The sequence below is a fragment of the Sulfobacillus sp. hq2 genome (assembly GCF_002903155.1).
Taxonomy (GTDB): Bacteria; Bacillota; Sulfobacillia; order Sulfobacillales; family Sulfobacillaceae; genus Sulfobacillus; species Sulfobacillus thermotolerans.
In genome coordinates, this window is sequence record NZ_NWUL01000031.1 from 253,692 (window position 1) to 279,659 (window position 25,968).

The 25,968-nt window shown below is 50.3% G+C and carries 29 protein-coding genes; 19 read left to right on the forward strand and 10 right to left on the reverse strand.

Annotation, left to right across the window (positions count from 1 at the left end; genetic code table 11):
* The first annotated feature begins 194 nt into the window (after positions 1-194).
* The 10 genes from spoIVB (at position 195) to CO251_RS08195 (ending at position 7,597) form a co-directional block, all read left to right on the forward strand.
* Positions 195-1,448, forward strand: a complete 1,254-nt coding sequence (gene spoIVB, locus CO251_RS08150; protein ID WP_242968471.1) for a SpoIVB peptidase — start codon at positions 195-197, stop codon at positions 1,446-1,448.
* Between the two features lie 87 nt (positions 1,449-1,535).
* Positions 1,536-1,769, forward strand: a complete 234-nt coding sequence (locus CO251_RS08155; protein WP_103375289.1) for a hypothetical protein — start codon at positions 1,536-1,538, stop codon at positions 1,767-1,769.
* Positions 1,770-1,817: 48 nt separating this feature from the next.
* On the forward strand, positions 1,818-2,603 hold the full coding sequence (gene spo0A, locus CO251_RS08160) for a sporulation transcription factor Spo0A (protein ID WP_103375290.1): 786 nt from the start codon (positions 1,818-1,820) through the stop codon (positions 2,601-2,603).
* Between the two features lie 170 nt (positions 2,604-2,773).
* Complete coding sequence (locus CO251_RS08165; protein ID WP_103375291.1) at positions 2,774-3,841, forward strand: Glu/Leu/Phe/Val dehydrogenase dimerization domain-containing protein; 1,068 nt, start codon at positions 2,774-2,776, stop codon at positions 3,839-3,841.
* Between the two features lie 98 nt (positions 3,842-3,939).
* Positions 3,940-4,662, forward strand: a complete 723-nt coding sequence (locus tag CO251_RS08170) for a hypothetical protein (protein WP_103375292.1) — start codon at positions 3,940-3,942, stop codon at positions 4,660-4,662.
* A complete protein-coding gene (locus tag CO251_RS08175) occupies positions 4,662-5,006 on the forward strand; it encodes an RNA chaperone Hfq (RefSeq protein ID WP_103375293.1) in 345 nt (114 codons plus the stop codon). The genes CO251_RS08170 and CO251_RS08175 overlap by 1 nt, the downstream gene beginning before the upstream one ends.
* Before the next feature lie 150 nt (positions 5,007-5,156).
* Positions 5,157-5,684: an NUDIX hydrolase gene (locus CO251_RS08180; protein WP_242968472.1), complete on the forward strand. Its 528-nt coding sequence runs from the start codon at positions 5,157-5,159 to the stop codon at positions 5,682-5,684.
* 52 nt (positions 5,685-5,736) lie between these two features.
* A complete protein-coding gene (locus CO251_RS08185) occupies positions 5,737-6,483 on the forward strand; it encodes a helix-turn-helix transcriptional regulator (RefSeq protein ID WP_158246239.1) in 747 nt (248 codons plus the stop codon).
* Positions 6,484-6,517: 34 nt separating this feature from the next.
* On the forward strand, positions 6,518-7,150 hold the full coding sequence (gene spoIIM, locus CO251_RS08190; protein WP_103375295.1) for a stage II sporulation protein M: 633 nt from the start codon (positions 6,518-6,520) through the stop codon (positions 7,148-7,150).
* A gap of 171 nt (positions 7,151-7,321) precedes the next feature.
* Entirely contained in the window at positions 7,322-7,597 is a 276-nt protein-coding gene (locus tag CO251_RS08195; protein ID WP_103375515.1) for a YciI family protein, read from the forward strand.
* A 68-nt stretch (positions 7,598-7,665) separates the two neighbouring features.
* On the opposite strand, the gene CO251_RS08200 is transcribed toward CO251_RS08195, so the two are convergent.
* Positions 7,666-8,544, reverse strand: coding sequence for a DMT family transporter (locus CO251_RS08200; protein ID WP_158246240.1), 879 nt, complete (start codon positions 8,542-8,544; stop codon positions 7,666-7,668).
* Positions 8,545-8,729: 185 nt separating this feature from the next.
* Here CO251_RS08200 and CO251_RS08205 point away from each other — a divergent pair, with 185 nt between their 5' ends.
* The gene (locus tag CO251_RS08205) at positions 8,730-10,694 is read left to right on the forward strand and encodes an acetoacetate--CoA ligase (RefSeq protein ID WP_103375297.1); all 1,965 of its coding nucleotides are present in this window, start codon (positions 8,730-8,732) and stop codon (positions 10,692-10,694) included.
* Between the two features lie 178 nt (positions 10,695-10,872).
* Positions 10,873-11,889: a heme A synthase gene (locus CO251_RS08210; RefSeq protein ID WP_103375298.1), complete on the forward strand. Its 1,017-nt coding sequence runs from the start codon at positions 10,873-10,875 to the stop codon at positions 11,887-11,889.
* Here CO251_RS08210 and CO251_RS08215 read toward each other — a convergent pair.
* Positions 11,886-12,554 (reverse strand): sigma-70 family RNA polymerase sigma factor, encoded by a 669-nt coding sequence (locus CO251_RS08215; RefSeq protein ID WP_146039024.1) that lies wholly within the window; start codon positions 12,552-12,554, stop codon positions 11,886-11,888. The two genes, CO251_RS08210 and CO251_RS08215, sit on opposite strands and share 4 nt — an antisense overlap.
* A gap of 153 nt (positions 12,555-12,707) precedes the next feature.
* Between CO251_RS08215 and CO251_RS08220 the strand changes: the two genes are divergently transcribed.
* A complete protein-coding gene (locus CO251_RS08220; RefSeq protein ID WP_242968474.1) occupies positions 12,708-14,123 on the forward strand; it encodes an NAD-dependent malic enzyme in 1,416 nt (471 codons plus the stop codon).
* On the opposite strand, the gene CO251_RS08225 is transcribed toward CO251_RS08220, so the two are convergent.
* The 5 genes from CO251_RS08225 to CO251_RS08245 form a co-directional block, all read right to left on the reverse strand.
* Complete coding sequence (locus CO251_RS08225; RefSeq protein ID WP_103375300.1) at positions 14,106-14,654, reverse strand: HD domain-containing protein; 549 nt, start codon at positions 14,652-14,654, stop codon at positions 14,106-14,108. The genes CO251_RS08220 and CO251_RS08225 overlap by 18 nt on opposite strands.
* A gap of 17 nt (positions 14,655-14,671) precedes the next feature.
* Entirely contained in the window at positions 14,672-15,355 is a 684-nt protein-coding gene (locus CO251_RS08230) for a hypothetical protein (protein WP_103375301.1), read from the reverse strand.
* A 2-nt stretch (positions 15,356-15,357) separates the two neighbouring features.
* Positions 15,358-16,089, reverse strand: coding sequence for a thymidylate kinase (locus tag CO251_RS08235; protein WP_103375302.1), 732 nt, complete (start codon positions 16,087-16,089; stop codon positions 15,358-15,360).
* Positions 16,090-16,384: 295 nt separating this feature from the next.
* Complete coding sequence (locus tag CO251_RS08240) at positions 16,385-16,564, reverse strand: hypothetical protein (protein ID WP_103375303.1); 180 nt, start codon at positions 16,562-16,564, stop codon at positions 16,385-16,387.
* A gap of 110 nt (positions 16,565-16,674) precedes the next feature.
* Positions 16,675-18,114, reverse strand: a complete 1,440-nt coding sequence (locus CO251_RS08245; protein ID WP_242968497.1) for a Ppx/GppA phosphatase family protein — start codon at positions 18,112-18,114, stop codon at positions 16,675-16,677.
* Between the two features lie 288 nt (positions 18,115-18,402).
* On the opposite strand from CO251_RS08245, the gene CO251_RS08250 reads away from it, so the two are divergent.
* On the forward strand, positions 18,403-18,690 hold the full coding sequence (locus CO251_RS08250; protein ID WP_103375305.1) for a hypothetical protein: 288 nt from the start codon (positions 18,403-18,405) through the stop codon (positions 18,688-18,690).
* Here CO251_RS08250 and CO251_RS08255 read toward each other — a convergent pair.
* Complete coding sequence (locus CO251_RS08255) at positions 18,667-19,281, reverse strand: hypothetical protein (protein WP_146039026.1); 615 nt, start codon at positions 19,279-19,281, stop codon at positions 18,667-18,669. The genes CO251_RS08250 and CO251_RS08255 overlap by 24 nt on opposite strands.
* 276 nt (positions 19,282-19,557) lie before the next feature.
* On the opposite strand from CO251_RS08255, the gene CO251_RS08260 reads away from it, so the two are divergent.
* The gene (locus CO251_RS08260; RefSeq protein WP_103375307.1) at positions 19,558-19,824 is read left to right on the forward strand and encodes a GntR family transcriptional regulator; all 267 of its coding nucleotides are present in this window, start codon (positions 19,558-19,560) and stop codon (positions 19,822-19,824) included.
* Between the two features lie 84 nt (positions 19,825-19,908).
* Here CO251_RS08260 and CO251_RS08265 read toward each other — a convergent pair whose 3' ends face one another.
* The gene (locus CO251_RS08265; protein WP_158246241.1) at positions 19,909-20,502 is read right to left on the reverse strand and encodes an RNA polymerase sigma factor; all 594 of its coding nucleotides are present in this window, start codon (positions 20,500-20,502) and stop codon (positions 19,909-19,911) included.
* Between the two features lie 235 nt (positions 20,503-20,737).
* Between CO251_RS08265 and wrbA the strand changes: the two genes are divergently transcribed.
* Positions 20,738-21,334 carry an NAD(P)H:quinone oxidoreductase gene (gene wrbA, locus CO251_RS08270; protein ID WP_103375309.1) on the forward strand — a complete coding sequence of 199 codons (597 nt, stop codon included), beginning with the start codon at positions 20,738-20,740 and terminating at the stop codon, positions 21,332-21,334.
* An 83-nt stretch (positions 21,335-21,417) separates the two neighbouring features.
* Here the strand turns inward: wrbA and CO251_RS08275 are convergent, their stop codons facing one another.
* Positions 21,418-22,614 (reverse strand): NAD(P)/FAD-dependent oxidoreductase, encoded by a 1,197-nt coding sequence (locus CO251_RS08275; protein ID WP_103375310.1) that lies wholly within the window; start codon positions 22,612-22,614, stop codon positions 21,418-21,420.
* A 175-nt stretch (positions 22,615-22,789) separates the two neighbouring features.
* Here CO251_RS08275 and CO251_RS08280 point away from each other — a divergent pair, with 175 nt between their 5' ends.
* From CO251_RS08280 to fba, 3 genes are all read left to right on the forward strand, one after another.
* Positions 22,790-23,419 carry a sigma-70 family RNA polymerase sigma factor gene (locus CO251_RS08280; protein ID WP_158246243.1) on the forward strand — a complete coding sequence of 210 codons (630 nt, stop codon included), beginning with the start codon at positions 22,790-22,792 and terminating at the stop codon, positions 23,417-23,419.
* 223 nt (positions 23,420-23,642) lie between these two features.
* A complete protein-coding gene (locus CO251_RS08285; protein WP_103375312.1) occupies positions 23,643-24,392 on the forward strand; it encodes an SDR family oxidoreductase in 750 nt (249 codons plus the stop codon).
* A gap of 707 nt (positions 24,393-25,099) precedes the next feature.
* Complete coding sequence (fba, locus tag CO251_RS08295; protein WP_103375314.1) at positions 25,100-25,954, forward strand: class II fructose-1,6-bisphosphate aldolase; 855 nt, start codon at positions 25,100-25,102, stop codon at positions 25,952-25,954.
* Positions 25,955-25,968: the final 14 nt, after the last annotated feature.

Here is a 25,968-nt window from a genome sequence, read left to right on the forward strand (position 1 = left end):
TCACGTTTTCTGGAAAATGGTCCTAAACAATGTAATGTCCTCTAACAATGTCGCTGACTGCGGGTTTTTCTTAAGAAACCGCGGTCAAGTCGTTTTGCGTTGGATGCAAAGACAGGCCTTGGGCATATTACCGGGCATGAAGTGACCGCATTTCCGGGACCTTATAAACGCAAAAGGAACGGGAGGTGAAAGACGTGCGGCAACATTTTTGGACGAAAAGGCGAATTGTGGGATTAATCGCGGCCGGGATTACCGTGGGGATTGGATTATCCAGGCCTGTGCAAAACATGGCGGCGTTACCCGATGCGGTGATGGTTCCTCAAGGTCAAAAAGTTGTCTTGCCTTGGAGCTCATGGCTGTCGTTGTCTTCGGCGTCCGTGGGCCCGGTGAATATCTCGGGTAATGTTGCCCAAGTCAGGGGGATGACGCCGGGCCGATTTCTCTTGCAAACGAAATTGTTTGGATGGCTTCCATGGAGGCAAGTGCCCGTGGAGGTCACGAAGCCAATCTATGAGGTGCCTGGGGGAGAGTCTATGGGGGTATTGGTTAATACCGAAGGGTTGGTGGTGACCCAATATGCCCCTGTGTGGAGTCATGGACGGTTTGAGGATCCGGCCGAACAGGCAGGAATTGATAAGGGGGATGTGATTGTTCAGGTTAATCATCGCCCCGTTTATTCAGATCGAGCCTTAGCGCAAGCCGTGCAACAAGCGGGGCGGCGTCATCAAGCGGTGATGCTAGGAGTTCAAGGCAGTCGGAGTTTTCACCTTCGTTCCGTTCGTGCGCTGTGGTCTTCTCAGCATCATCGGTGGCAAATTGGGATTCTCGTACAAGACGGCGCGAGTGGTGTCGGGACCTTAACGTTTTATAATCCGCATTCTTTGCAATATGCAGCACTGGGACACAGTATTACGGATGGCTTAACGCGTTCCCCTGTCGAAGTGCATAGTGGTCGTGTAACGGGCGCTGATATTGTCGGGATTATCGCTGGGACTGCCAATGCTCCGGGACAAAAAATTGGTGTTCTGACAGGGGGGCAAGATATTCAAGGGAATGTTCGCCATAACGGAATATTTGGGATTACGGGGACGTTATGGCACCGACCTTACGGCCCGGCTAAGCCTTTGCCTGTAGCGTTGCCCGATCAAGTCACACCGGGTCCAGCACATATTATCACGGTATTGCATGGACAACGCACCCATGCCTATGCGGTGCGCATTTTGAAAACGTATCCCCAATGGGCACCCCATACCAAGGGGTTGTTGTTTGAGGTGGATGATCCGCGGTTGTTAAGTCAAACGGGGGGAGTTATTCAGGGAATGAGTGGCAGCCCTATTATTCAAAACGGTCGCATTGTAGGAGCAGTCACTCATGTGTTAGTGAGCCGTCCTAGCTTGGGTTATGGGTGTTATGCGTATTGGATGGTCAAACAAAAATCTTTGACATAACCGATCTTTAGCAGGAAATATGGCGGGCGATCACGAATTCGTTCGTCATATTTCCCTAAACGGAAGCGCTGAGAGGTGGTGGGATCCATGGTTGATCATCCGCGAGCAGCCCTTTTTTTATGGCTTTTTTTTAGCGTTATCTTAGGCATTTTATGGATTATGAGTCAGTATGCACGGTCTTTGTGGCTGAAAACCAAAACCACGTATCTCCGTTTGGCGTGGATGCAAGAACAGGGATTGGTGTCGAAAAACAGAGAAATATGGAAGAATGAGAATGAAAAAGAGACTTCGCAAGACGGCAAAGATCAGGCAAAATCATAGAAGAACGGTCTGTGGCAAATATCGAGTGCAAATGCGGGAGGATGGGAAATGGCAATAAAGGTTTTGATTGCAGATGACAATCGTGATTTTTGCGAATTGCTCCAGAACGCTATTGACAAACAAGATGGGCTGGAAGTCGTTGGAGTGGCGAATCATGGGGTGGAAGTGCTTGACATATTGAGTCAACGCCCGGTAGACGTGATTGTTCTAGATATTATTATGCCTCATTTGGACGGAATAGGTGTGATGGAGCGGCTATCCGAAATGAATATGCCCAATCCGCCCCGCGTGATTATCCTCACGGCTTTTGGTCAAGAGACGATGACCCAACGAGCCTTAGAGTTAGGCGCAGATTATTACATCTTAAAACCTTTCAACCTCAAAGTACTTGCGGAGCGGGTTAAGCAGCTTGGCGGGGCCTCGACAGCAGAACGTAAGGCGCCGGCGGCAAGTAGTGGCAAGGTGACGGTAGCACCTGTAAAGAATTTGGATGTCGAAGTTACGAATGTTATCCACGAAATTGGAATTCCCGCCCATATTAAAGGCTATTTATACCTCCGTGAAGCGATTGTCATGGTGATTGATCGCGTTGATTTACTGTCCGGAGTGACGAAGGAGTTGTATCCAGCCATTGCGCAGACGTATAAGACGACACCTTCCCGGGTGGAGCGCGCTATTCGTCATGCCATTGAGGTGGCGTGGTCTCGGGGTAATGTCGATGTCATCAACGGGATTTTCGGCCACACTGTGAATCGTGATCGCGGGAAACCCACCAATTCGGAATTTATTGCGATGGTTGCTGACAAATTGAGAATGCAGATTAAAGCCAGCTAGGCCCCCATTTTTGGGGGCTTTTTTCTTGTCACACGGCTAGCCGGTTCCGAGTATATTTTCGGTATCCGGGTAGTTTACCATTGAGAAGGTTTGTGACATGATGAGGAACGGAGTGCGAACAGACCTCCATAGGACAGAAAGGAAGTGACTCCCGCGCTGGCGGGTTAACGATGAACATATTTGAGGCGATGGAGCAGTACGGACATGAAGAGCTTGTGTTTTGGTATGATCAAGCGGCGGGGCTGAAGGCCATTGTGGCTATCCATGATACGACTTTGGGTCCTGCACTGGGCGGCTTGCGCATGTGGCCATACGACTCCGAAGATGACGCGATTACCGACGTCATGCGATTATCTCGCGGCATGACCTACAAGAATGCGGCGATGGGATTGGACCTCGGTGGAGGTAAGTCTGTTATATGGGCTGACTCGCGGCACGATAAAACCGAAGCACGATTGCGTTCATTTGGCCGGCTGATTCAAAGTCTTGGAGGCCGCTATATTACGGCGGAAGATGTTGGTGTCAACGCGGACGACATGGCGGTTGTGGCACGGGAAACCGAGTTTGTCGGCGGATTAAAGGAAACAAGTGGGGATCCCTCCCCAGCAACAGCTTTGGGTGTGCTAGAAGGCATGAAAGCGGCCATGATGTTGGCGTTTGGCAGTGCAGACTTTCATGGTCGTCGGATTGCGATTCAAGGGCTCGGTCACGTCGGGACGTTGTTGGGCGAAATGTTGAAGAATGAGGGTGCTACGCTCATTGTCACAGACATTCATGAAGACGAGGGCCGGGTTGTGGCGGACCGATTAGGCGCGCAATGGGTGGCTCCGGATGCTATCTATGGGGTTGACGCGGATGTCTTTGCTCCTTGTGCGTTGGGTGCTATCATCAACGATCGCACGATTGATCAGTTTAAATGCCGAGTTATTGCTGGATCGGCCAACAATCAGCTCCAAGAACCGCGCCATGGCTTAGAGTTGATGAAACGTGGGATCGTGTATGTTCCGGATTATGTTATTAACGGGGGTGGAGTGGTGAATGTTGCCGACGAATTCCACCGTGATGGTTATAATCAAGAGCGAGCCTATGCGCGGGTTCGCGGGATAGGCAAGCAGGTCCAAGAAATCTTGCAACATGCCCAACAAGCCCAAATCCCTACCCAGGAAGCCGCCGACCAAGTGGCGGAAGCTCGGATTCATATTTTGGGGAGGGTAGATTCGACTTATATTCCGGAATAACAAAAATAGAGGAATTTGCAAAGAGGATATCGAATGTTATGATGTCCTCTTTTTCATAATGCAAAAAATACCAGTCTAATAAAGGAGTTTCCGCCCGAATGAGTCAAGAATTTGACCATGTACCTGTCGCTGAGCTTGAGGCCTTGATTAAACGTCTGCCTACCGTTTTGCGTTCGCATGTTGCCGTTAACGAATGGGGAGCCATTGAAGAAATTCACGTGTTAACGACGTTGGATCGTTCGCCCAAGCAGATCGTACGTGATGTGGAAAGTGCCTTGTTGGCTCAGTGGGGCCTACGCGTAGACCATAAAAAAGTTTCTGTCGCGCAGATTATGGATGACCGGGCGACGCGGCCCTTAGCCCGGCTTACGGTAGTAGAATTTCGGATTGATTTGGATACGGTGCATCAAAATGCCCAGGGATATGTGCGGTTGCAGCCAGCGGATGATACGACGACGGATTTTGAGGGTCGTTGGCACGGACGCTATGTACCTAGTCAGTATCACAATATTATGGCCTGGGCGACAGTTGACGCTGTGAATCAAATTCCCGAACTGGCGCAGCCAGTGGTATTAACAGAATTGCGAACGTTTCAGATGGCAGGGCGCACCATTGTAGCCGTTGCGCTCAGTTATGTGACGAATAAACGCAAAGAAGAAGTCTTAATTGGCGCAGCTCCGGAACGTGGCGACGGGCAGGGAGCGGCAGTTCGGGCTGTTCTCGACGCGGTCAATCGCCGGTTAGGTCAAATCGAGAGACCTGTGCCGAAAAAAGTATTAGGAAGCTCGGAAGAGTTGGATGAGCGAAAGGATGAAGAGTAGTGTCAGGAGATAAATGGATTGAAATCCCCCACACCCAGCGTAGCGCGCGAGCCCGGGTGTCTAAGCCTCAGGTGCCTTCGAAACCCGAGCCTAGCAAAGCTGCGAGTACTCCGGGAAGCCGTACCAGCTATGTGCAAGACGCTTTTTATCAGCATCTCATTACAGGACGGATTCCGGTTGAAGTCACATTTTTAGACGGCACGACACTGGTTGGGACGATAGATGGGTTTGATACCTATGCCATCCTCGTGGTGTCTGGTGATGAAGAGGTGCTATTATTTAAATCGGCGATTCGTGCGATTCGTCGCTACGTGGGAGCTTTTGACGGTGATCCAACGCTGTAAGATAGTTGGTGACGGGTAACGCGGGTAGCCATAATTGGCGCCAATCCTTGAATTCTTGTATTGTTCCGTAAAACAGAAGTTTCTGGACTTTATACATTATCTATACCTCCTCTTGCTAAAAGGATAGTCTAATATAAGGAGGTTTATACCTTGGAAGAACGGTCAGGAATGCCACGGTGGATCTATCGAGGCCGTACGTTGTCTGTGAGGGTGGATCCCGTCAGGGTCGGCCGCTTAGATACCACGCGTGAAGTGGTCGTCCGCGTTCCTGCCGTGGCGGTCATTGCTGAAACTCAAGAGGGCGCGGTGGTTGTCATTAAACAATATCGTTGGGCGGTACAGGATTTTCTTTGGGAGTTGCCCGCTGGTAAAGTTGACCCCGGAGAAAGCGCTTTGGAGGCCGCTCAACGGGAGCTCCGGGAAGAAACGGGGTACCGTGCAAAGTCATGGGAGTTTGTCGCAGACATTTATCCGTCTCCTGGGTATACCGATGAAAAACTTTCTCTCTATTTTGCAACGGATCTGAGCCTTGGGGCGCCTGCTTTAGAGGCTGATGAAGAGATTAGCACGGAACTTTGGACCCGACGCCAAGTCATCGAGTTTTTTAACCGCTCCACACCGCTGAATGGCATTGCCTATGCAGGGTTGCAGTGGTGGGTAAATCGTTCGGGCCATTAACGGGTCGTCTTAGGGTGTGAAGGCCGTGCTGACCAAAAGGGGGCATTCGGCAGTGGAGTCCTTGCCACACATCAAACAAATTCATCAAAGTTTGTTGGACGCCAAGCACCATGATGGAGGTCTTCTCAAGCGTTTCGGCGCGTGGCTGCGCCAAGAACGCGAGCAGCACGGTCTGACCGCAACGGAATTGGCTCGGCGCATTGGTGTATCGCAAGTCCTCATTACTCGGGTTGAGCATGCGAATGCGGTGCTTAGTGAGGATAAACTGTCCAAAGTTTTTGAAGTGTTGCAGTTAGGGGCCAACGCTTGGCATCAGTTTATGGAAAGTGGTCAAGAACCCACGTTGCAAGAATTGGCTCAGTTTCTTCATGCCCAACTACAGGCGGCGCGTGTCGGTTGTCCTAGTCTGATTGGTGAATTTGGGCAACATGTTCGCTATCATCGCTGCGAAAGACATTGGACCGAAGGAGAGTTGGCGTTGCGTGTGGGTGTCACCAAACAAACCATTTGTGGCGTAGAGCAAGGTAGAATGGTCCCCAGTGCAGCGCTGATTGGACATTTAGCAGAAGAGTTAGACTTGTCATTACGACAATGGCATATGCCGTCGGACAGCTCAACGAGCACGGATTTAATTGCACAAGCGTTAAATCGCCTATGGGGCGGGTTATCGGATGGTGACAAAATGCTGTTATTAGGCATGACGGAACGTTTAAGCGGCACACGGCCACTGTGGGAACCGAAGCGAGATAGTTGGGATGTTCCGTCGCCGCTTCCCGATCTTATGGGTCTCGATTCCTAAGTGAATGCATAGGCTGTATGAGGAGGGACAGCCTATGCATTCTGAGGCACCAACCAGCATCCTAGAAGATTATTTGGCGCAGTATCTTACGCCCGTATATATTGCTGTTGCCACGATGGCGGTCGGGATATTATTTGGTGTTTTGGCCGTGGGTACGTTAACTCCAGCGGACAAATTATCACTGGTTGGTTATCTTCGGCATTTTATCGATATTCAGACGTCGACGCCTACGTATCATGGGGTCTTTCGCCAAGCGTTGACGGCGAATCTCAAATTGTTGGGTTTGTTGTACCTGTTAGGGGTATCCGTCGCAGGCATGCCTTTGGTCATGGTGGCTCTTTTTTTTCGAGGCTTCGTGCTGGGGTTTTCTGCCGCTTTTGTTTTGATGTCTTTTCACTGGCAAGGTGCCGGATTGGCTGCTATCACCATGGGCTTGCAAAATGTTTTTATTGTTCCCGCCATCGTTATCGTAGGAGGAGTCGCCTTAGGATTTTCGTGGCAGTTGATTTCCACAAAAGGACGAGCGGCTCGCAGCACATTGTCTCAACGGTTTGCGGCATTTACGACGTTAGTGGTGGCCATGAGCTTTGTCGTGTTGGTGGGAACAGCGCTAGAGGCCTATGCGGCTCCTTTCTTAATGCATCTATTGAGTGGATGGGGCATTTAGACAAGGATGTTAATGGAGAAACAATGCTGGCCTGAAAAGGCTGGTTTTTTGTTGGTCACTGACTTTGAATCGAAACACTTCTCAGGCTTGTGCGCGTATGCTATTGTGCGGGGAGACCCAGTGAGTGCGCTGCGGTTGGATAAAAATACAATCGCCTTAGGAGAGGTAAATATGACGAATTTATATGTCGCATGGTTGACCATTGTCGACGAGGCTTTGAATCAAAAGAATCGTCCAGCGCATTTAGCGTACCTAGGTAATCTCTTCCGAGAGGGTCGTGTTGCTTGGGGCGGGCCCTTTGGTGATCGTTCAGGGGGGATGGTCGTGTACCGGGCAAGTTCATTGGAGGATGCCGTAACCATGGCAGAAGCCGACCCCGCTGTCTCATCTGGTGCGCGTACGGTTGTTGTAAAGCAATGGGAATTGTTAGACTTAGAGAAGTTTTAACCATCAGCGTTGGTGGGAGGCTGGCCATAAGAGATGTGGCTGTCTCCCTATGCTTTCTACTCTTTCTATTAAAGGGGCGACGTATGCTTCAGGCGTTTGAGTGGCACGCTGCCTATGAGGATCCCTGCTAAAATGATAGCAACCCCTATCCAACGCCAAATGCTTACCGTTTCGTTCAACCACACCGCGGACAGTATGACCGCCACGGGTAGCTCCGACGATGCTAACATCCCGGTCAGGGCAGGAGGCAATTGGGGCGCGCTAATATACGTAAACAGAAGGGGAATGGCTTGACTAAACAGGCCCATCAAGCTTCCCCAGACCCATGTCGAGGGGTCTATGGCCCACTGGAGATTGTGCCAGGGCTGATAGGCAATGGAGATAAGAAGGAGTCCAGACGCGAGGGATATTTCAGATCGGTACCAGGGAGAAATTGCGGCGTTTATACGCCCTGAGAGAAGCAAAGTGAGCGCATACAGCAAGGCGGAAGCCAATCCTAACGCAAAGCCTTCTAAGGGTAGGCTTCCGCGGACTATCCCGCCCGCCAAGAATGTGCCAGCGAGAACGGCTGCAATTCCGTAACGTTGGCACCGAGTGGGCCAGTGATGATGCAAAAGCCCTGATAGCAGTGGGAGCATCCAGGTAAATTGAAAAAGCAGTACAATACCGATGGATCCCGGAAGAAATGTCAAACTGCGGTAGTAAGTTAACGATACGCCAGCCCCTAATGCGCCAATCGCAATCATCGTGAGATGGTCTTGCCACCGCGGGATGACCTTGGATGACGTCATGGTCTTTCCAAAATGAAAAATAATAAGGCTGACAGGGTATTGGGCGAGGGTAAGCCATGCGACAGGAACGTCATGGACAATCCCTAGTTTAGCTAGGGGCGTGACGAGCCCGTAAGAGATTCCGGCCATCAGCATTAAAATAATATACAAGGGCATTCCGAACGGGTCTCCTTGGCAGTGTGCGTAACGGGTTTTCGAGAACCCTAACATTCAGTGCAATCATCTTTGCTGTATTGTATCAGGCTTGTCAACGGGGATGAAGCTTTGACCCCTTTTAACGTGCTGTGGCTCTCCGATTCCTTGTTATAATGGAAGGGAATACGAAAGGACGGGAGCGGACAATGGACGGATTAGAACGGGGGCGAGTCCTGTGGACCCCCTCACCTAACCAAATAGAAAAAGCAAAAGTCACGCAATTCGAAGAATGGTTGAGGGTGCACAAAAATCTCACCTTTTCTCAATACCAAGATTTATGGCAATGGTCCGTCGACCATTTGGAGGAGTTTTGGGCAGCGGTCTGGGAGTATTTCGGCGTGTTATCCAAGACCCCTTTTTCAAAAATTCTGAAGGGCACGCAAATGCCCGATATCCAGTGGTTTCCCGGTGCTTACTTGAATTACGCCGAACATAGTTTAAGGCGCCAAGGCGAAGAGCCAGCGATTTTCTATGAAGCGGAAAATGGTGACCAGCTGACGTGGTCGTGGGATCAATTGCGCACTGAGGTCAGCCGCATTCGCGGTGCCCTAAAGGCTATGGATGTGAGGGTAGGCGACCGCGTTGCCGGTTACTTGCCGAACATTCCCCAGACGGTGGCCGCTTTTCTGGCATGCGCGAGTTTAGGAGCGATCTGGTCGAGCTGTTCGCCGGATTTTGGTTCCCAAGCTGTTTTAGATCGCTTTCAGCAAATTGAGCCGAAAATCCTTTTTGCCGTGGATGGATATCGCTATAACGGAAAGGTCCATGACCGGCGTGCGGTGGTGCGCGCCTTGCAGACGGGATTGCCTACGGTTACCCATACGATTATGGTGCGGCAGACTTTTCGCGACCAATCCTTAGACCATGGTTTGGAGGATTATGATCTGCTGGAGTCGTCCGAACCATTGGATTTTGAAGCCGTTGAGGCCAGCCATCCGCTGTGGATTCTTTACTCTTCGGGGACGACAGGATTGCCAAAGCCCATCGTGCAAGGCCATGGAGGGATCTTACTCACGCATTTGGCGGCATTGACCTTTCATCTAGACCTTGGACCCGAAGATCGATTTATGTGGTTTACCACGACAGGATGGATGATGTGGAATATTGTGGTTTCCGGGTTGTTAGTCGGGGCTAGCATTGTTCTGTATGATGGGAATCCGGCGTATCCCCAGGTTGGAAGATTATGGCAGATAGCTTCCGAGAAACGCATAACGTTTTTAGGTACGAGCGCCGCCTATATTGGTTTGTGCCAAAAACAAGAGGTCGATGTTCGGTCCTTAGACTTATCCATGCTGAGAGCCGTTGGTTCAACCGGGTCTCCTCTGACGCCTGAGATGTTTGAATGGGTTTATCAAAAAGTCTCGACAGACCTGTGGTTAACCTCGCTCAGTGGAGGAACCGACATCTGCAGTGCGGTGGTGGGTGGGGTGCCGACATTGCCAGTGCGCAGTGGGGAAATCCAGTGTCGCTATTTAGGGGCCCAAGTCGAAGCGTTTGATGAAGAGGGGCATGCGGTTTATAACGCGGTTGGCGAACTGGTGATAACCCAGCCGCTGCCGTCCATGCCCTTGTTCCTTTGGGGCGATGATGCCGCAAAAACGCGTTACCGTGCCAGTTATTTTGACATGTTTGCAGGTGTTTGGCGCCATGGTGATTGGATATTGGTGCATGACGATGGTAGCGTGGTTATTTACGGTCGTTCTGACGCGACGATAAATCGGGGCGGTATCCGCATGGGCACCAGTGAGTTTTATCGCGTGGTAGAGGATGATGACAGGATCTTAGATAGCCTGGTCGTGGACTTGTCAGCCATGGGGATCGCGAAGGGCTTGATATTAATGGTTGTCGTGCGCCCTGGCGAGCAAGCCAACGAGTCGTTAGCTGGTGAGATCACGCGACGTTTGCGCGATGCGTTGTCTCCGCGCCATGTGCCGGACCGAATCTTCTTTGTGCCTGCCATTCCTAAAACGCTTAATGGCAAGAAAATGGAGATTCCTGTTAAGAAGCTGTTGTTGGGCGCTGAGCCCCAAGTAGCATTTAATCCAGGGGCCATGGAGAATCCGTCGATCATCACGTACCTGGTCGAACAAGTCCGGCCGCAGATTGGATAATTTAAGAATTGCCGGGAATGGCTGCATAGAGTGATAGACAAATGGCAAAGATACCCTGCGATAACAAGAGGTCCTAAGTGGCACAAGATTTGACGCCAATTTTCGAGCCGTTTTGTGATAGACTGGCGGAAGTGAAGTGCTGCGTCTACTGGCTTATCGTAAGGAGTGATTGGCACAAATGTCAGCGAAGCAATATCAATTCATCCCCCCTTCACGGTCGATAAAGTGGTTGGGTGTCATTGCGACTATTGGGATGTATATCGTGAACATGGTCGGATTTTTGGACACGCAGACCGGATCGGCATTGGGATGTGGGCCAGATTGGCCACTATGTAATGGACAAGTCATCCCGAATCTACGTAACATTCATGTGCTGATCGAGTTTGGCCACCGCGTACTCGTAGGGGGATTTGCTCTGATCGCGACAATTTTTATGATCTGGGCGCTGGTGCGGTATGGAAAGTGGATCGAGGTTAAAGTTTTTGCGTTAGTGGGAATTGGATTCATCGTCGTTCAATCGGCACTCGGGGCGCTTGCAGTGGTGTTTGTGAATCCACCACCTGTGCTGGCTTTACATCTTGGTTTCGGGTTGTTGGCCATGGTGGGAGTTGGGTTGCTGACGGTATTTCTCTTTCAATTGGATGCCCAAATAAAAGGGCGCAAGGCGGGTATTGCTTTTCGGCACCACACATCGTCAGCGACAAAGAAATGGGTTTGGGGTACGTGGATTTATACCTATTTGGCGATCTATTGGGGTTCATATGTGGCATTTCGTGGAGCGGGAGAAGCCTGCCCGTCATGGCCGTTGTGTAATGGAAAAGTTTTCCCAGGATTTTCTGGATTGGTGGGACTGGATTTTATTCACCGGTTAGCAGCGGTAGGCTTGGCGATATTAAGTGCTGGGTTACTGTGGCATTTGCGACAGTATAAAACGTCGCGCCCAGATCTTTATCGTGGTGCGTTTTGGCTGTTTTGGGCGGTTATAGCTCAAATTGTGACGGGAGCAAACTTAGCGCTAAGTCATGTAGCGACGGGACCGTATCTTTTGCATATCGCAACGCTCATGTTGTTGTTTGCCGATATTAGTTATTTGGTCCTACAAGTGGTTCCCGCGGAGCCGTTAGACGAACCGGCCAAAAAGCAGAGTTCTGACGTGCCGTGGCCACAAGCCCAGGCGCATAACCCGCAAGCCTAAACATGGCTGCGGGTTATTTTTAATTTGCGGCGGATGCGCTGCAGCGCATTGTCGATAGTTTTGCGTGGTCGCCGCACGGATTGGCTGATCTCTTCATAACTTTTGCCTTGCCGTCTCGCATTAAAGACAGCGTTTTCGAGGGGCGAAAGCTTCTTACCCAGTTCATCCACCAATTGTTGGGATGCCTCACGGTCGATGACGTCGGCTTCAGGTGATGGATGGGGATGGGCTGCCAACACATCCCACCACGTGTTGTCGTGCAGGGGTTGGTCTAACGACCATGCGCCATTAAGGATTTGATGTTTGGCCCGCGTGGCTCCTACGACTGCCGACACGATTTGTCGACTAACACACAGCTTTGCAAATCCGGCAAAATAGCCATGACGCTCATCGTCGAAGTGCTGGATAGCGCGCCAAAAGCCGATCCACCCCTCTTGGATAACGTCCTCAGGCTCGGCTCCGGGTAGGAAATAACGACTGGCTGTAGCTTTTATTAATGAGGCGTAGCGACTCATGAGCTGGGCGATAGCTTCTTCTTGGCCATCTTTAGCGCGGGCGATTAACCAAAACTCATCATGATGTTCGTCTTTATGCTGAACCGAAATCCGGATCTCCTCCCTAATCGTGCTGTGCGAAGATCTCCTTTGGTGATTATACCGTCCAATGGATGGCGCTTAAACTGTGGTTTTTCGGGTTCTGGGAGAAATGCGGCGCGCATTCAAGCTGATCGTCGGATTTTCGAGCATCTTCTCGTTTTACGACGTGCTATGATAGACGGAGTAAACAACGAAAGCCTTGAGGCGCAGGGGGATAGGAATGTGGTTCAAAATGGTGTGCAGTATATCATTCGCTTAATCATGCAACGAGATGGTTTGCCATTTCGGCACGTGGTCGAACTTGTCGACGATTTAGGTGGAGACATCATCGCATGGGACTTAGTTCGAGCGGAAGACCAAAAAACGATCCGTGATTTGACTGTGTTGATGCCGACAGCGGCACAGCTAAAAGGTCTCACTGAACAGTTATCCCAGCTAGAGGGTGTCGCGGTAGAGAATGTCTCAGACCGTACATTTTTAATGCATTTGGGTGGAAAAATTGAGATCAAGCCACGTGTGCAAATCAAGACGCGCGCTGATTTGTCACATGTCTATACGCCCGGTGTGGCGCGTGTGGTTGAAGCCATCGCCGAAGATCCCAGTAAAGCGTTTCAGTTGACAATGAAGCGCAACACGGTGGCCATTGTGACAGACGGTTCGGCCATTTTGGGCCTGGGTAATTTGGGCCCGAAAGCCGCTTTGCCCGTCATGGAAGGAAAATCGGTGCTCTTTAAGTGGCTGGGGAACGTCGATGCCGTGCCCATTTGCTTGGACACGACCGATACGGATGCCATTGTGGAGACAGTTGTGCGCATTGCTCCCGCCTTTGGGGGGATCAACCTTGAAGACATCTCTGCTCCGCGGTGTTTTGAAATTGAACGGCGATTGCAGGAACGCTTGGACATTCCGGTCTTTCATGACGACCAGCACGGAACGGCTACGGTTATTTTAGCGGGTTTGATCAATGCTGCGAAGGTTGTTAATAAACCTTTGACGTCGATGCGGGTTGTGATTGCGGGGATTGGCGCGGCGGGTACAGCGACCACGGAATTGCTGTTACATATGGGGGTGAAGGATATTGTAGGGTACGACAAGGAAGGCGCAATTGTTGCCGGCCAGTCGTATCCCAATCATCCTCAATGGCAAGAATATGCGCGCAAAACCAATCCCCATAAACGCACGGGGACCTTGCGGGAACTCTTGCGGGGTGCCGATGTGTTTATTGGGGTGTCGGCGGGAAATTTGCTGACTCCGGATGATATTAAAGAAATGGCGCGCGATGCTATTTTATTTGTGATGGCTAATCCCACGCCAGAGATTCAACCCGAGGTGGCCCAAGCGTATGCTCGGGTGGTCGCTACGGGACGCTCAGATTACCCCAATCAGATTAATAATGTGCTATGTTTTCCTGGCCTGTTTCGGGGTGTTTTAGATTCTCGGGCGCGAACTGTGACCATGGGAATGAAGGTTGCGGCGGCCGAAGCGTTAGCCGCGGTGGTAAAACCGGAAGAACTGGGACCCGAATATATTATTCCCAGCGTGTTCAACCGCAACGTGGTGGACAAAATTGCCGAAGCAGTCAGTTTAGCAGCTGAAAAGGATAATGTGGCGCGGCGTTCGTCAGGAGCTCGCATCTAAGCGCTTGATTTTTAGAGAACGGTGAAAAGCGTGCCGGAAACCGTCAGCCTTTTTCTCCATGAGATGGCTGTAATCAGCATCTTCTAAATGCCGGACTGTAATCACGACATTTTTATCAGAGCACGTGACCTGTTCAATGGTCACCAATTGTTGGTGGGCGCGGTCAAGGCCGTCGGCGATTCGGAGAATTGATACAAGGGGTCCAAGGCCTGGAATGCTTGCCAGGTATTGGGCCTTTTTGTTCGTTAAGGGTTTGCGGTGAAAATACGCGAGGTCGCTCACCCACTGGCGGCTTATAGGCCGCCACGATTGGGTCTCATACGTATAGGTTAGGATCCACCGGCTATGTCGATGGTGCTTGGGTTTGGCAATGAAATACCCGATATCGTGCAAAAGCGCTGCCGTTTCAAGATAGTCTCGCCATGGTTCCGTAGGCGGCAAGTCTAGGCATGTTTGTAGATGGTCAAATAGCGTCAACGACAATTGGGCGACGTGTATCGCGTGCGGCACGCCAACTGCATAACGTTTCATCAGGGCTTCCGTATGCTCTAAGATGGCAATCCCTCACTTTCGGCTTCAATGCGGTGGATGATGCGAGCCATCTGATCCAAATTTTTAATGTCCTCGACCACATGCCAGGGCAGTTGTTGCCGCAACGGGGCTAAGAGGGTTTGGATCTGTTCTTGAAACGCGATAAATCCGGAGAGTTGACTTCGACCTCCTACAGATTCCAATGGGTCTAACGCTTCGGCCCCCGCGAGCTTTCGCCGCGCAGCGGTTAACGGGGTAGCAGCAGGTTCTATGACCAGATCGGGTTGTAAAGCAAACCCGAGGCTGGTCGTCACCCAATTTTTATCGAGACCTTGAGCGGTAGCTCGGGCGTAAAGACTAATCCAAGACCTGTCAGAAATGACGATATATCCCGCCCGCAGATGCGGCAAAATGACTTCATGCATCACGATGGCAAGAAAACTGGCATAGAGCAAATGGCGGCTAGTGTCCCCAACGCGTCGATCATGTTTATTCAGGGTATTTTGAGTCTGTGACTTTTTACTGGGAAAAGGTCCTGTTACCACAGAGGGGTAGCCATGGGACTGCAATTGGCGATGGAGTTCATTAGCCAAGGTGGTACGTCCCGAACCGTCTAAACCATCCACCCCAACATATAAGCCCGGGTAATATGTGTCAACATATGGCCATTGAGGTGCTACAGTGCGTACCGGTCTACCCATGTTTAAAAATCTCCTTTTTTAATTGAGGTGATAGACGACGTGGTGTCATCGGCTGGGGCTTGAAAGAAATCAGACTGTTGCCAATAGGATTCGAGAATAGGCCGCAACCACTGTCGTAACACTTTCTGTTGATCGGTAATCGATAAGGTGGCATCAAACAATTGAAGAATACCTTGGTCCGCCAAGGCGAGATATGCTTGCCGCATTTTTTCTTGGAACCACAAAAAGCTGGCCCATCTATCATGCAACCCGCTAATATCTTGGCCGCTCTCGTAATATTTCAATTCGCGGGCGGCGTGTTTGATGCGTGAAATGGCCACATCAGGAGGGGCCGAAAAATAAATCGCCAAGTCGGGCTCGCGAACACCTTGGTACAGGGATTGGACCCAAGGCAAGTCAAGCCCTCGAACGGTATCACGGACCCATGCCGTATAGACCCAGCGGTCCGCTAGGACCACATAGCCGGCCTCAAGACGGGGAAGGATGAGGCGATGATATCGGTCATAAAAGTCGCTCGCGTGGAGGAGACTGAACGCTGCAGGACTTAACCACTCTTTCTTTTTGACATGGCGCATGATGGGTTTGATAAAGGATGAACTATTCCAAGCGGTACGGTAAACGGGGATGCCTTGAGCAGTCAGCCAACTATCTAGGAGGCTCATTGCTGTGCTTTTTCCTGACCCATCGGTACCTTCCGCGACAATTAAGTGGCCGCGAAAGGCATTGTGATCCATTGTCAACGTGCTGTCACTCCTACCTCAATGTTTTGTCTTGTTTTCTTACCGTCGTGCCGTATTTCAAGGTCTTTCACTTCGGTTCCCTCTTAAGCGGTCTTCCTTTGCCGTTATCACGTGAGCAAACCCTATCATGTCTCTCAGGGTCTAGGTCCGGCCAATCCTTCGTTCCGCTTGACGTGCGGTATGGAAGACGTGGGAGCCGGAATTAATTACAGGGTCATTCACTGAGTGAAAGCCCAAGAGGAGTGACACGACTTCCCACGCCTGAGACAGAACCGAAGCCGATCCATCTTTACGTGGCGGCCGACACCATGCCGATGCGCACGGCCTTGCATTCCGCTCGAGTGTTGGCAAACTGAAAGGGTTTGCCCGCGGGCCGCTCGTTTGTGTCCAGCCATTGCACATAATGCTCGTCTTTCGCCGCGTCGATGCCACCCACCCCCAGTAGTTGATGTCCCCGCTTAGCCATCATCTGTGCCGCCCTGAATGTGGTTGTTGTCTCTTCACTCCAACCCTATCAGAGAAGCCTTTCTTTATTCAAACCCTAAATCGCTCCGGACACTTTATTACAGGATCTTAACTTTAGGAAATTAATCCGGGAACGACCAATTTTAATTGCCAACTTTTTTTTACATCCTTGGCAACGTCAGCAAGATCCTTTGAGGGATTAGAGATTCCCGTACCAGACACCGTAATGGTGAGTTGTTTATTGGATTGTTGGACATTAAGGCGTTCTACTCCGGTCATTAAGGGTGGAGAAAACAGTTCAGCTAAACGGACCAAAACCCCAAGTTGCCGCACGGTGACCAATTCGGGTCGGCTTAAAATGCTGGAGTAGGGATTCCAATATTTTTGCAAACGCTTCACGGAACGATATGAGGCAATTAAGGCGACCTCTACCCACTCCTTATGACTGAGGCCCACAAGGGGAGCCGATAAGGCATAGTAGAATGTGTGTTGGTCCCAATGATACATGTTAATATTACGGCCCGTATAGCGGAGCAAAGCCGCTGTCCGGGCCAATTCCACGGCGCGGGGAGTCCATCCTAATATCGATTGCACAGCCTGTCCCAATTCGGCCACCCGTTCTTGAAGATGCATGGCCAAATGCAAGGGCCATTCATTGCGCAATGCTACGGTCAAGGCGCTATTCAAGGCGATTGATGAAAAAACGGGCGCCGGCTCGGATCCCAAATAATCTAAGAGTAGACCATTGCGGAGTCCAAATCCACTGATGGTTAACTGATCCGTTTGAGTGATTTGGAGCAAGGCCAAAATAATAGCGATTCCTGGAACAATAATATCAACGCGGTCTTTGGGGATATGCGCCACTTTTCTTCTTTGATCGGGAGTCATGGTGGCAATGTTATTTAACCATGTTTCAATCACTACCGTCGGCACCGAGAAGTGATGCACTTGCCTCAGAGGATAATCCATCTCTTCTTGGAGTGCTCGGGCTAGAACCCGGGCACTTCCCCCTAAAGCGATGCCCTGTAAGGGCATTCGGGGCAACCATTTGGCAGATGCGAATTGCTGGTGAATCCAGCCTTGGAGATCTTTATACACCGGAAAACGAGAGGCGAGGGACACGGCGCCAAATGGAAACGATTCTTGATGGACCAGTCTCCCCTCATTGAACGTTACAACTTCGGTGCTTCCACCTCCGACATCCACGGTCCAGCCTTGTGTTAAGCAAATGCTAGACTGAACCGCTCGGAAACCAATTTGGGCTTCATCTTCTCCCGATAGCACGACGACTTCTAAGCCTGTTTGACGTTGAATCTCTTGGATCACTTGTTGTTGATTTGCCAGATTACGCAACGAGGCGGTAGCTCGCACGATGATGGGGTCGGCGTGATAGGATTGGGCAATGTCCCGGAAATACTGTAAGGATTGCACGAGGCGCGAAAAACCATCCAGCGTGAGGAAGCCATCTGCATCTTTAGCTAAAGCCAGCCGTGGCGTGGCTTTTTGCTCATCAATAATTGCGGCCAGGTTTGGCCCAAAGCGCCGAACAACCATAAGACGCACAGAATTTGAACCAATGTCGATAATGGCGAGTAAAGATTCGTCGATGGCTAAAGCCCCCCATCATGGATAGCATACTGACCTATATTATAAGCGAAAGAGGCGCAGGACTTGCACATATGAGCCGTTACCCCCTTAAATTTTGGAGACGGCTGGATAACGCAGGGCGGTGACATGGTTATCCAAAAGGGTAGCCCAATGCCTGATATCGACCCTTAGGCTCTTCCCGTGAGCAATGGGATATAATAAGCAAGCAACGGTAGGAAAGGCAGGAGACGATACATGAATCATAGGCAGCAACAGTATATCGACATGCTCAAAGAAGCAGCCCCTTATTCGAAAAAGACCATATGGTGGTTTCGGGCGGCGGGCCTTATTACTCTGGTGGTATTGGGTGGCGGATATTGGGCATTGTTTATGACCATTGGGGGGCGTCTGTCTTTGTGGATGGTGATGGTAGCGGAACTGGTGGGGGTTGCAGTGATGGTGGCGGCTCTTGCAGCCTCTTTACGTAGTCGCCGACAGGATATCGAGCGTTACCGGGCATCACAAATGCAAGGAGGGGAATGAGACCCCTAGGGTGTCCCTACCGTGGACAATAAAAAATCCTAGGGCAGCAATGATGCCCACCCACAGCACTAACCCTACTAGTTCATGGGTCCAGTGATGATGAGAGGCGGGGCGACGGCTTGGAATAACAGAATCACGAGACTCTTCGGGCATCGACATATGGGAGGGAACATGGCGACGGTTTCGCTTGTACCGCAATCCGGTAACGAGAAAACTTCCTGTGACGATCCCACTTAGATACCACGCCCATTGAGGAACGAAGACCGACCAGATGAGAGGGGAGTTCCAGTGGCCCGTTTGCCATTCATGCAATACGCCTAAAGCCTCGGCTTGTTTATGGAGTTGAGCTTTTTCCTGAGCCACTTGTTGTAGCTGTTGGTGTAAACTTGAGAGCAGGGTATGCGCATGAGAGACGGTCGTTAGCATTCCAGCAAAATACGATGCCGCCATTAATGCGACTACAGCTAAAGATAGTAATACCCACCATGGCCAATACCATTGGGGCCATGAGATTCTCAGCCCCTTCGGTGTCGCCTCTTTTTGCGGTGCTTCGGTCAACGCGCGGCTGCCGGGTTCTATTTCAGACATCATCCTAACCTCCTCGTGGCCCACTGTTCATTTGACCGGTAACATCATACACTGTTCAACCCCATTCGTGGTGATTCGCCTTGTGTTAATTATATCCATTTGTCGTGGGCGGGAAACCATGGCTGCTTCTTTGTTATCTACTGGGCTTGACGCAAACGTCGGACTATTGCATATTTAATGGAACCCACGGCGCTTGGACTCGAACTCATTATGATGTCATATGGGAAGATTGATAATCGATGATGGATATCTTTTTAACTAACGAAAGGACGAATTCCTATGAGCCTTGTTGATAACCCAAGTACTGTGGCGTCTCGGTATCGGGACGCCATTATCACCAAACGTCTGCCGGTTGGGGCCACCATCGTGTTAGATCGAGAAGCGAAAGAATTAGGTATTTCGCTTAAGGTTTTAAAGCAAGCCATGCGGATACTAACGACAATGGGATTGGTATCCTGGCCGACTTCCGACACGGTTCAAGTGAGGGCTTTAACGACGCAGACGTTACAGGACTTGGAATATAGTCTGACCCGTCGGCGTTTGTAACGGTGTGTAATTGCGACAATTAGGACGACTGCCCGACGAGAAGGTTGCCTAACGTGTACCAAGGCAGCCTTCTCGTCGGGCGATTTATTGCAAGAATCCCTGGTATGTCAATCGTGCGGTGCCAACGGCTTCTTGACCGGGAATGCGTTGATCTTGGGAAGCAATGCGTTTAAAAGCCTGACGGGCGCGGCGTAGGCGCGACTTGACGGCGCTTAGGGGAATATCTAATGCCGAGGCCATTTCCTTTAGAGGCATGTTTTCGAGATCGCGCATAATAATGAGCATCCGTTGTGTCGGAGAAAGTTGGCCCAAAGCATGATGTACCAGCGCGCTTTGAAACCTCTTCTCACAATGGAGGTCGGGGTCTTCGGAGCTAGGGATTCGCATCTCGGAGTTGATGTAAAGCAGGGAGTCGCGAACCCGTTTTCGGGACGTGTCAATAAGGTAATTGATGGCCAGCCGGTAGAGCCATGTACTAAATTGTGCATCGTGTCGATATTGCGGTATGTGCTTCATGACACGCATCCAAATTTCTGATACGGCATCCTCTGCCTCATCGGCATTGCCCAGCATCCGCTGGGCCAGCCGGTACAGTTGCCCTTGGTGTCGGTCAAAGAGCTCTCCCAGGGCATTGGTAGTGCCCTGGCGATATTGTTGAATGAGTTCCCAATCGGTCATGTAAGGGGCCTCCATCATCAGTGCCTGAAACTTTACGTTACTATACATTCTATAATATCCAGCGGCAACAGTACAATCTTCGCATATTCTTCATTTCACGAGCTTGAGGATTAAAAAGAAACTTTTTAGCACAAGATGAGAGGGTATCTTTTTACGGGCAAATTCGTCTAACGTATGTAGACGTTATTCAGGCGTCTTAATAACTCTCATCACGATACGAAAGGATTGTGACCACTTGAAAATTAGCGTGATTTATTACTCAATGACAGGGTCTGTGTATCACTTGGCGCAAGCCGTGGCCGAAGGCGCGCGGCAAGCAGGGGCCGAGGTGCGCTTGCGGCGCGTTCCTGATCTTCTGCCTCTGGAAGTCATTGAATCCAACGAGAACATTAAACAAGCGTTAGAGGCCCAAAAAGATGTTCCGGTTGCAGTATTAGAGGATTTGACTTGGGCAGACGGAATTGCCTTTGGATCTCCAACACGTTATGGGAACATGGCGGCGCAGCTGAAAAACTTTTTAGATCAAACCGGCCCGTTGTGGGCTCAAGGGCAATTAGCGGGGAAAGCGGCAGGGTTTTTCACCGGAGCTGCAACCATGCATGGAGGCCATGAAAGCACAATTCTCACGATGTCAACTTTTGCGTACCATCACGGGATGGTGATTGTGCCGACGGGATACCTTAGCCCAGCGGTCCATGGCACCCAGACAGGCGGGAGTCCTTATGGTCCCACGGAACTAGGCAACAAACCAGAACTGTCCGACGATGAGCGCTCTGTCGGTTTGCTTTTGGGTGAACGGCTCGCTATGGTGGCGGGAAAACTGATCAGCTAACATCATGGAAAGTTAGCAAAAAACTCCTCGAGATTACTGAGGAGTTTTTTGCTAATCCGTCGAGCAACATGGGTGACACGACATCAAGGTGTGTTGCGAAGAATGCCCCGTAATTGGGAGGGTGTTGCATAGAGCGCTTGGGATGTGATGATCTCACGCGCTTGGGGTATTTGATTCCAGACGTTCCAATTGAGTATGCCAACGACACGGTGGTCGTGCAGGTAATACAAAACACCTTCTTCGCCAAACGTAACCCAGTCGGCAAAGATTTCTAACGTTGAGTCGAGACGGCCAATGGCTTCATATCCCATATGGAACATATCTGAGTAGAAAAAGGGGAGGTGCGTATAGGGTTTTTCAGCTCCAGCCATATTCAACCCCGCGGCCTTACCCTGAGATAGAGCGTTATCCTCGTGTTCGACGCGGCGCTTTTGGTGGGGATAAGGATAAGGAAATTCGCAAACGTCCCCTGCAGCGTAAATGTTAGGGTCCGATGTTTGGAGAAATTCATTCACAACAATACCGTCCTGAACAGTGAGACCTGCCTTTTCAGCCAACGCGGTGTTGGGACTAAACCCGACTCCTGCGACAACCGCATCCACAAGGCACGAACGCCCGCTAGTATCTGTGACCAGGATTCCCTGCGCATTTCGGGTAAGGCTTGCAATATGGCTTTGACTCCAAAGCGAAATATGATGTTGGCGGTATTGCGTGTCGATATAGTTTTTAAGGTCTTCGGGAAATAGTCGGTCGACCAAGTGCGATTCAGGGAATATCATCGTGACCGTTTTGTCGAGGAGAGATAAAGCGGCTGCGATTTCGGTGCCGATAAAGCCGCCCCCAATGACTAAAAAGCGATTAGCAGAGCGTGTGAGGCGATAAAGCTGAAAGTAGTCGTCTAGCGTATGAAAATAGAGAATAGGGACATCGGGGAATGGTAAGGTCTTAGGTGTTCCGCCTACAGCCAAAAGCAATTTGCCATAATGATACGTATGCCCGTATTGATCGTGAATGGTTTGTTTGTCGCGATCCACGGTCTCAATAACGGTGGCGAGATGTTCATCAGCGTGTAGTGCTTGCGCGTCAGGCCGCATCCAAATATTCTCAATCCGTTCGTCTGTCCAAAGCCTTTTGGATAGAGGTGGGCGGCTATACATAGGATAGCGTTCTGCAGAAAAAATTCCGACTGTGCCTCTCTTATCACGTCGTCGAATGCCCGCCGCAGCCGCTGCTGAAGCCATGCCGCCTCCGACAATTATGTAGTCATAGTGTTTCACCATAAGGCCTACCTTTCTATTTCTTCATCGGGGCACTTCATTGGCCAAACGATAGTAAGGTCTTACATAAAGTCTCCCTTCTAAAGAGTATAGATCGTTAGCAGATGCTTACCGTATAATGAATCAACATCAATGGGTTTTTTATAGTGATATGAATAAAAGGGAGGTATGGCTAGACATGGTAATCCCGTCAGTAAATCGTGAGGTGACGGACGATACGTTACTGGCTTTAGAACGGGAAGGGGATTCCTATGCGCTGGACCAACTTATCCTGCGCTATCAGTCATTGGTTACGGCGAAAGCGCGGACATACTATGTGGTCGGTTTGGAACATGAGGACCTGCAGCAGGAAGGGTTATTGGGATTATTTTATGCCATTCGGCATTTTCGTCCGGAACAAGGGGTTCCATTTCAAGCCTTCGCTGATTTATGCGTTAGCCGACGGATTGTAAGTGCGGTGATTCGTGCAACACGTAAAAAACAGCAACCCTTGAATACAGCGTTTTCTCTCTATCAATCGAGTTCAGACGAACAAGATGGTCAGCCTTTTATTGGGCGCCTTGTCGATCATGGGGCGATAAATCCTGAAAATTGGGTGATGGAACAGGAATCCACCGAAAAATGGACGGCACTTTTAAATCGAAGGCTGACCGCGCTGGAACGCGATGTGCTAGCTCTCTATCTTTCTGGGTTCACCTATCATCAAATTGCCGCTCAACTTGGGCGTAGTGCCAAATCGATCGATAACGCACTGCAACGGGTAAGGGCTAAGGCGAGTAACGAATTGGACCTTCGCATGTTGTCGTAAAAAATTAATTGTGCATTCCCAAAAGCAAAGCCAATGGCACAGAAATCGCGGCAACGGACAAAAAGAACCCAATAATGAGGATAGCTGCCAGATATTAATTCAGGTTGCAACGACCACTCGGCCTGCATCTATTCCCCATGGTTTGGCTGAGGCCGACGATGGGCTGAGCGACCGCCTAGGTATCTAACCAGGCGATGTGGAGAAAGGTAGGGAGTATGGTGTCATGGATTTGCAACTGACCAACAAAAACATCGTGGTGGTAGGAGGTTCTCGTGGACTGGGCAGGGCTGTCGCTGAAGTCTTGGCCACTGAAGGCGCAAATGTCATTATCGCTTCCCGCCATCAATCGGAGAACATAGGGAATCCCGCCGTGGAGTGGCGTTTCCTCGACATGCAAGATATGACGAGTCTAGAAGAGTTTGCGGAACATCTTCCTTGGGGCACTGTCGATGGGATTTTTTTAAATACCGGCGGGCCCAAGCCGGGGCAATTTTTCGACGTAAGCGACGAAGATTGGCAAGCAGCGTTTCTTAGCTTAGTCAGGTCCCCAGTGTTTTTGATTCGCGTTCTATCACAAAAATTCACGCCCGGGTCTAGTATTTTATTCAACACCTCTTCGTCTCTGAAAGTTCCAATTGATGGGCTTATTCTATCTAATGTGTTGCGTCCAGCTGTCGCGGCATTGGCGAAGTCCCTGTCTTTAGAGATGGCAGAGCGTCAAATACGGGTCAATGTCATTGCCCCTGGGCGTATTGATACCGAACGCGTTCGGGAGTTGGATGCCTATCGAGCCAGTATGACGGGAATGGATATTGGTGCGATTTACCAGAATGCCGCATCTCGAATTCCTCTGGGGAGATATGGCCAACCGCGAGAATTTGCACAGGCGGCAGCTTTTTTGTTATCACCTGCGAGTCAATATATTACGGGAAGCACGTTATTTGTGGATGGAGGGCAAACTCGTGCCTTGTAAGTAGGCGTGGGCTATTTAACCGTGTCTTGAAATGTCACCAGGTTATTTCTTTGTGTATATTATATTACTATCTGCAAACGACGCAGGATTCGATCCGAACGATGTCACCGCTTTAGCTATTGTCGCTAAATTACCATCCCTATGACATCATCAACAAGACAGGTTCGAATAAAAAGAGTTCAGCATACGGATTTCAGATGCCTGGGCTAGGGTTCTTTGCGTTGTTGCGTTTCCTAGATGGCTCCGCTGTCCAGAGCGTGCTCTGGGGTGTTCAAATGCGGTTATGGTTTTTGATGAGTTCAGGAGATAAGAGCCAGCGCGGGCGTATCATGATGCATGGCGGGAATCCCCCAAGGCGCGCGGTTTTGGGTCGGGGGCAACGGTGCGAAGAAAATTTTGAGGTCAAAACCGTGGTCTGAGTTCGGGGTCCAACGGAGGACTAATCATTTCTGTGCTACTCACCGCAATGTTAAAGCATTTCACATTTATTATCTGATTATTCGTCTAAAAAACTTGTGATGTGGTTCACAAAACAGTTATAATAACTCTCGATGAGCCACACCATTTATCGGTATCGGCCCTCATCTCTTTTATAGGGTGAAATTGCTGAAAATTTGTAATACCTGAAATCATGAAGCCGATTGCGAAATTCCATTCCGTGGGTTCGCAAAAATGGCCATAGCAGGGACAAAAAAGGAGGGTCACGCGTGGGATTTGGATCATTTAATAGCTGGCTGCACGACGGACTAAATAAGGGATATGCCGTAGCGCAAATCAATATCAACAATCTGGAATTTGTCCAGGCAATTATTGAAGCGGCGGAGGAGGAGAAAGCCCCCGTTATTTTAGGAGCTAGTGAAGGCGCCCTTAAATACATGGGGATCGACTACGCGGTGGCCATCTGCCGTACGGCGGCTGAGCGCGCGACAGTGCCTGTTATGTTGCATTTGGATCATGGACCTAATTTGGAATGGGTGCTCAAGGCGATTCGCTATGGATTTTCTTCTGTAATGATTGATGCGTCGCATCTGCCTTTGGAGGACAATATTGCATTAACCAAGAAAGTGGTCGATTTGTGCCATCCCCTTGGAATTGAAGTGGAGGCCGAGCTCGGACGGATTACCGGAACGGATGACGACTTAACTGTGGACGAACGACTCGCCACATTATGCCGGCCCGACGATGCTATGCGTTTTGTGGAGGAAACCCATGTCGACGCATTAGCTGCCGCTATTGGATCCGCGCATGGTCATTATCACGGCACGCCGCAACTTGATTTCGAGCGACTGGCGGCCATTCGGGAAGCGACACAAATTCCGTTGGTGCTCCACGGTGGTTCAGGAATTCCTGACGAGGATGTGAAAAAGGCTATTAGTCTTGGCATTGCAAAAATGAACATTAATACCGACAACCAAGAAGTTTTCACCAAAAAGGTGCGTCAAATTTTGGCAAGCAACGAAACCCTTTATGATCCCAGAAAATATTTGGGCCCAGGCCGGGATGCTATCAAGGAAATGGTGAAGAGTAAATTGCGACTGACCGGCTCTGTCAATCGCGTCTGATAGCGACGAATTAG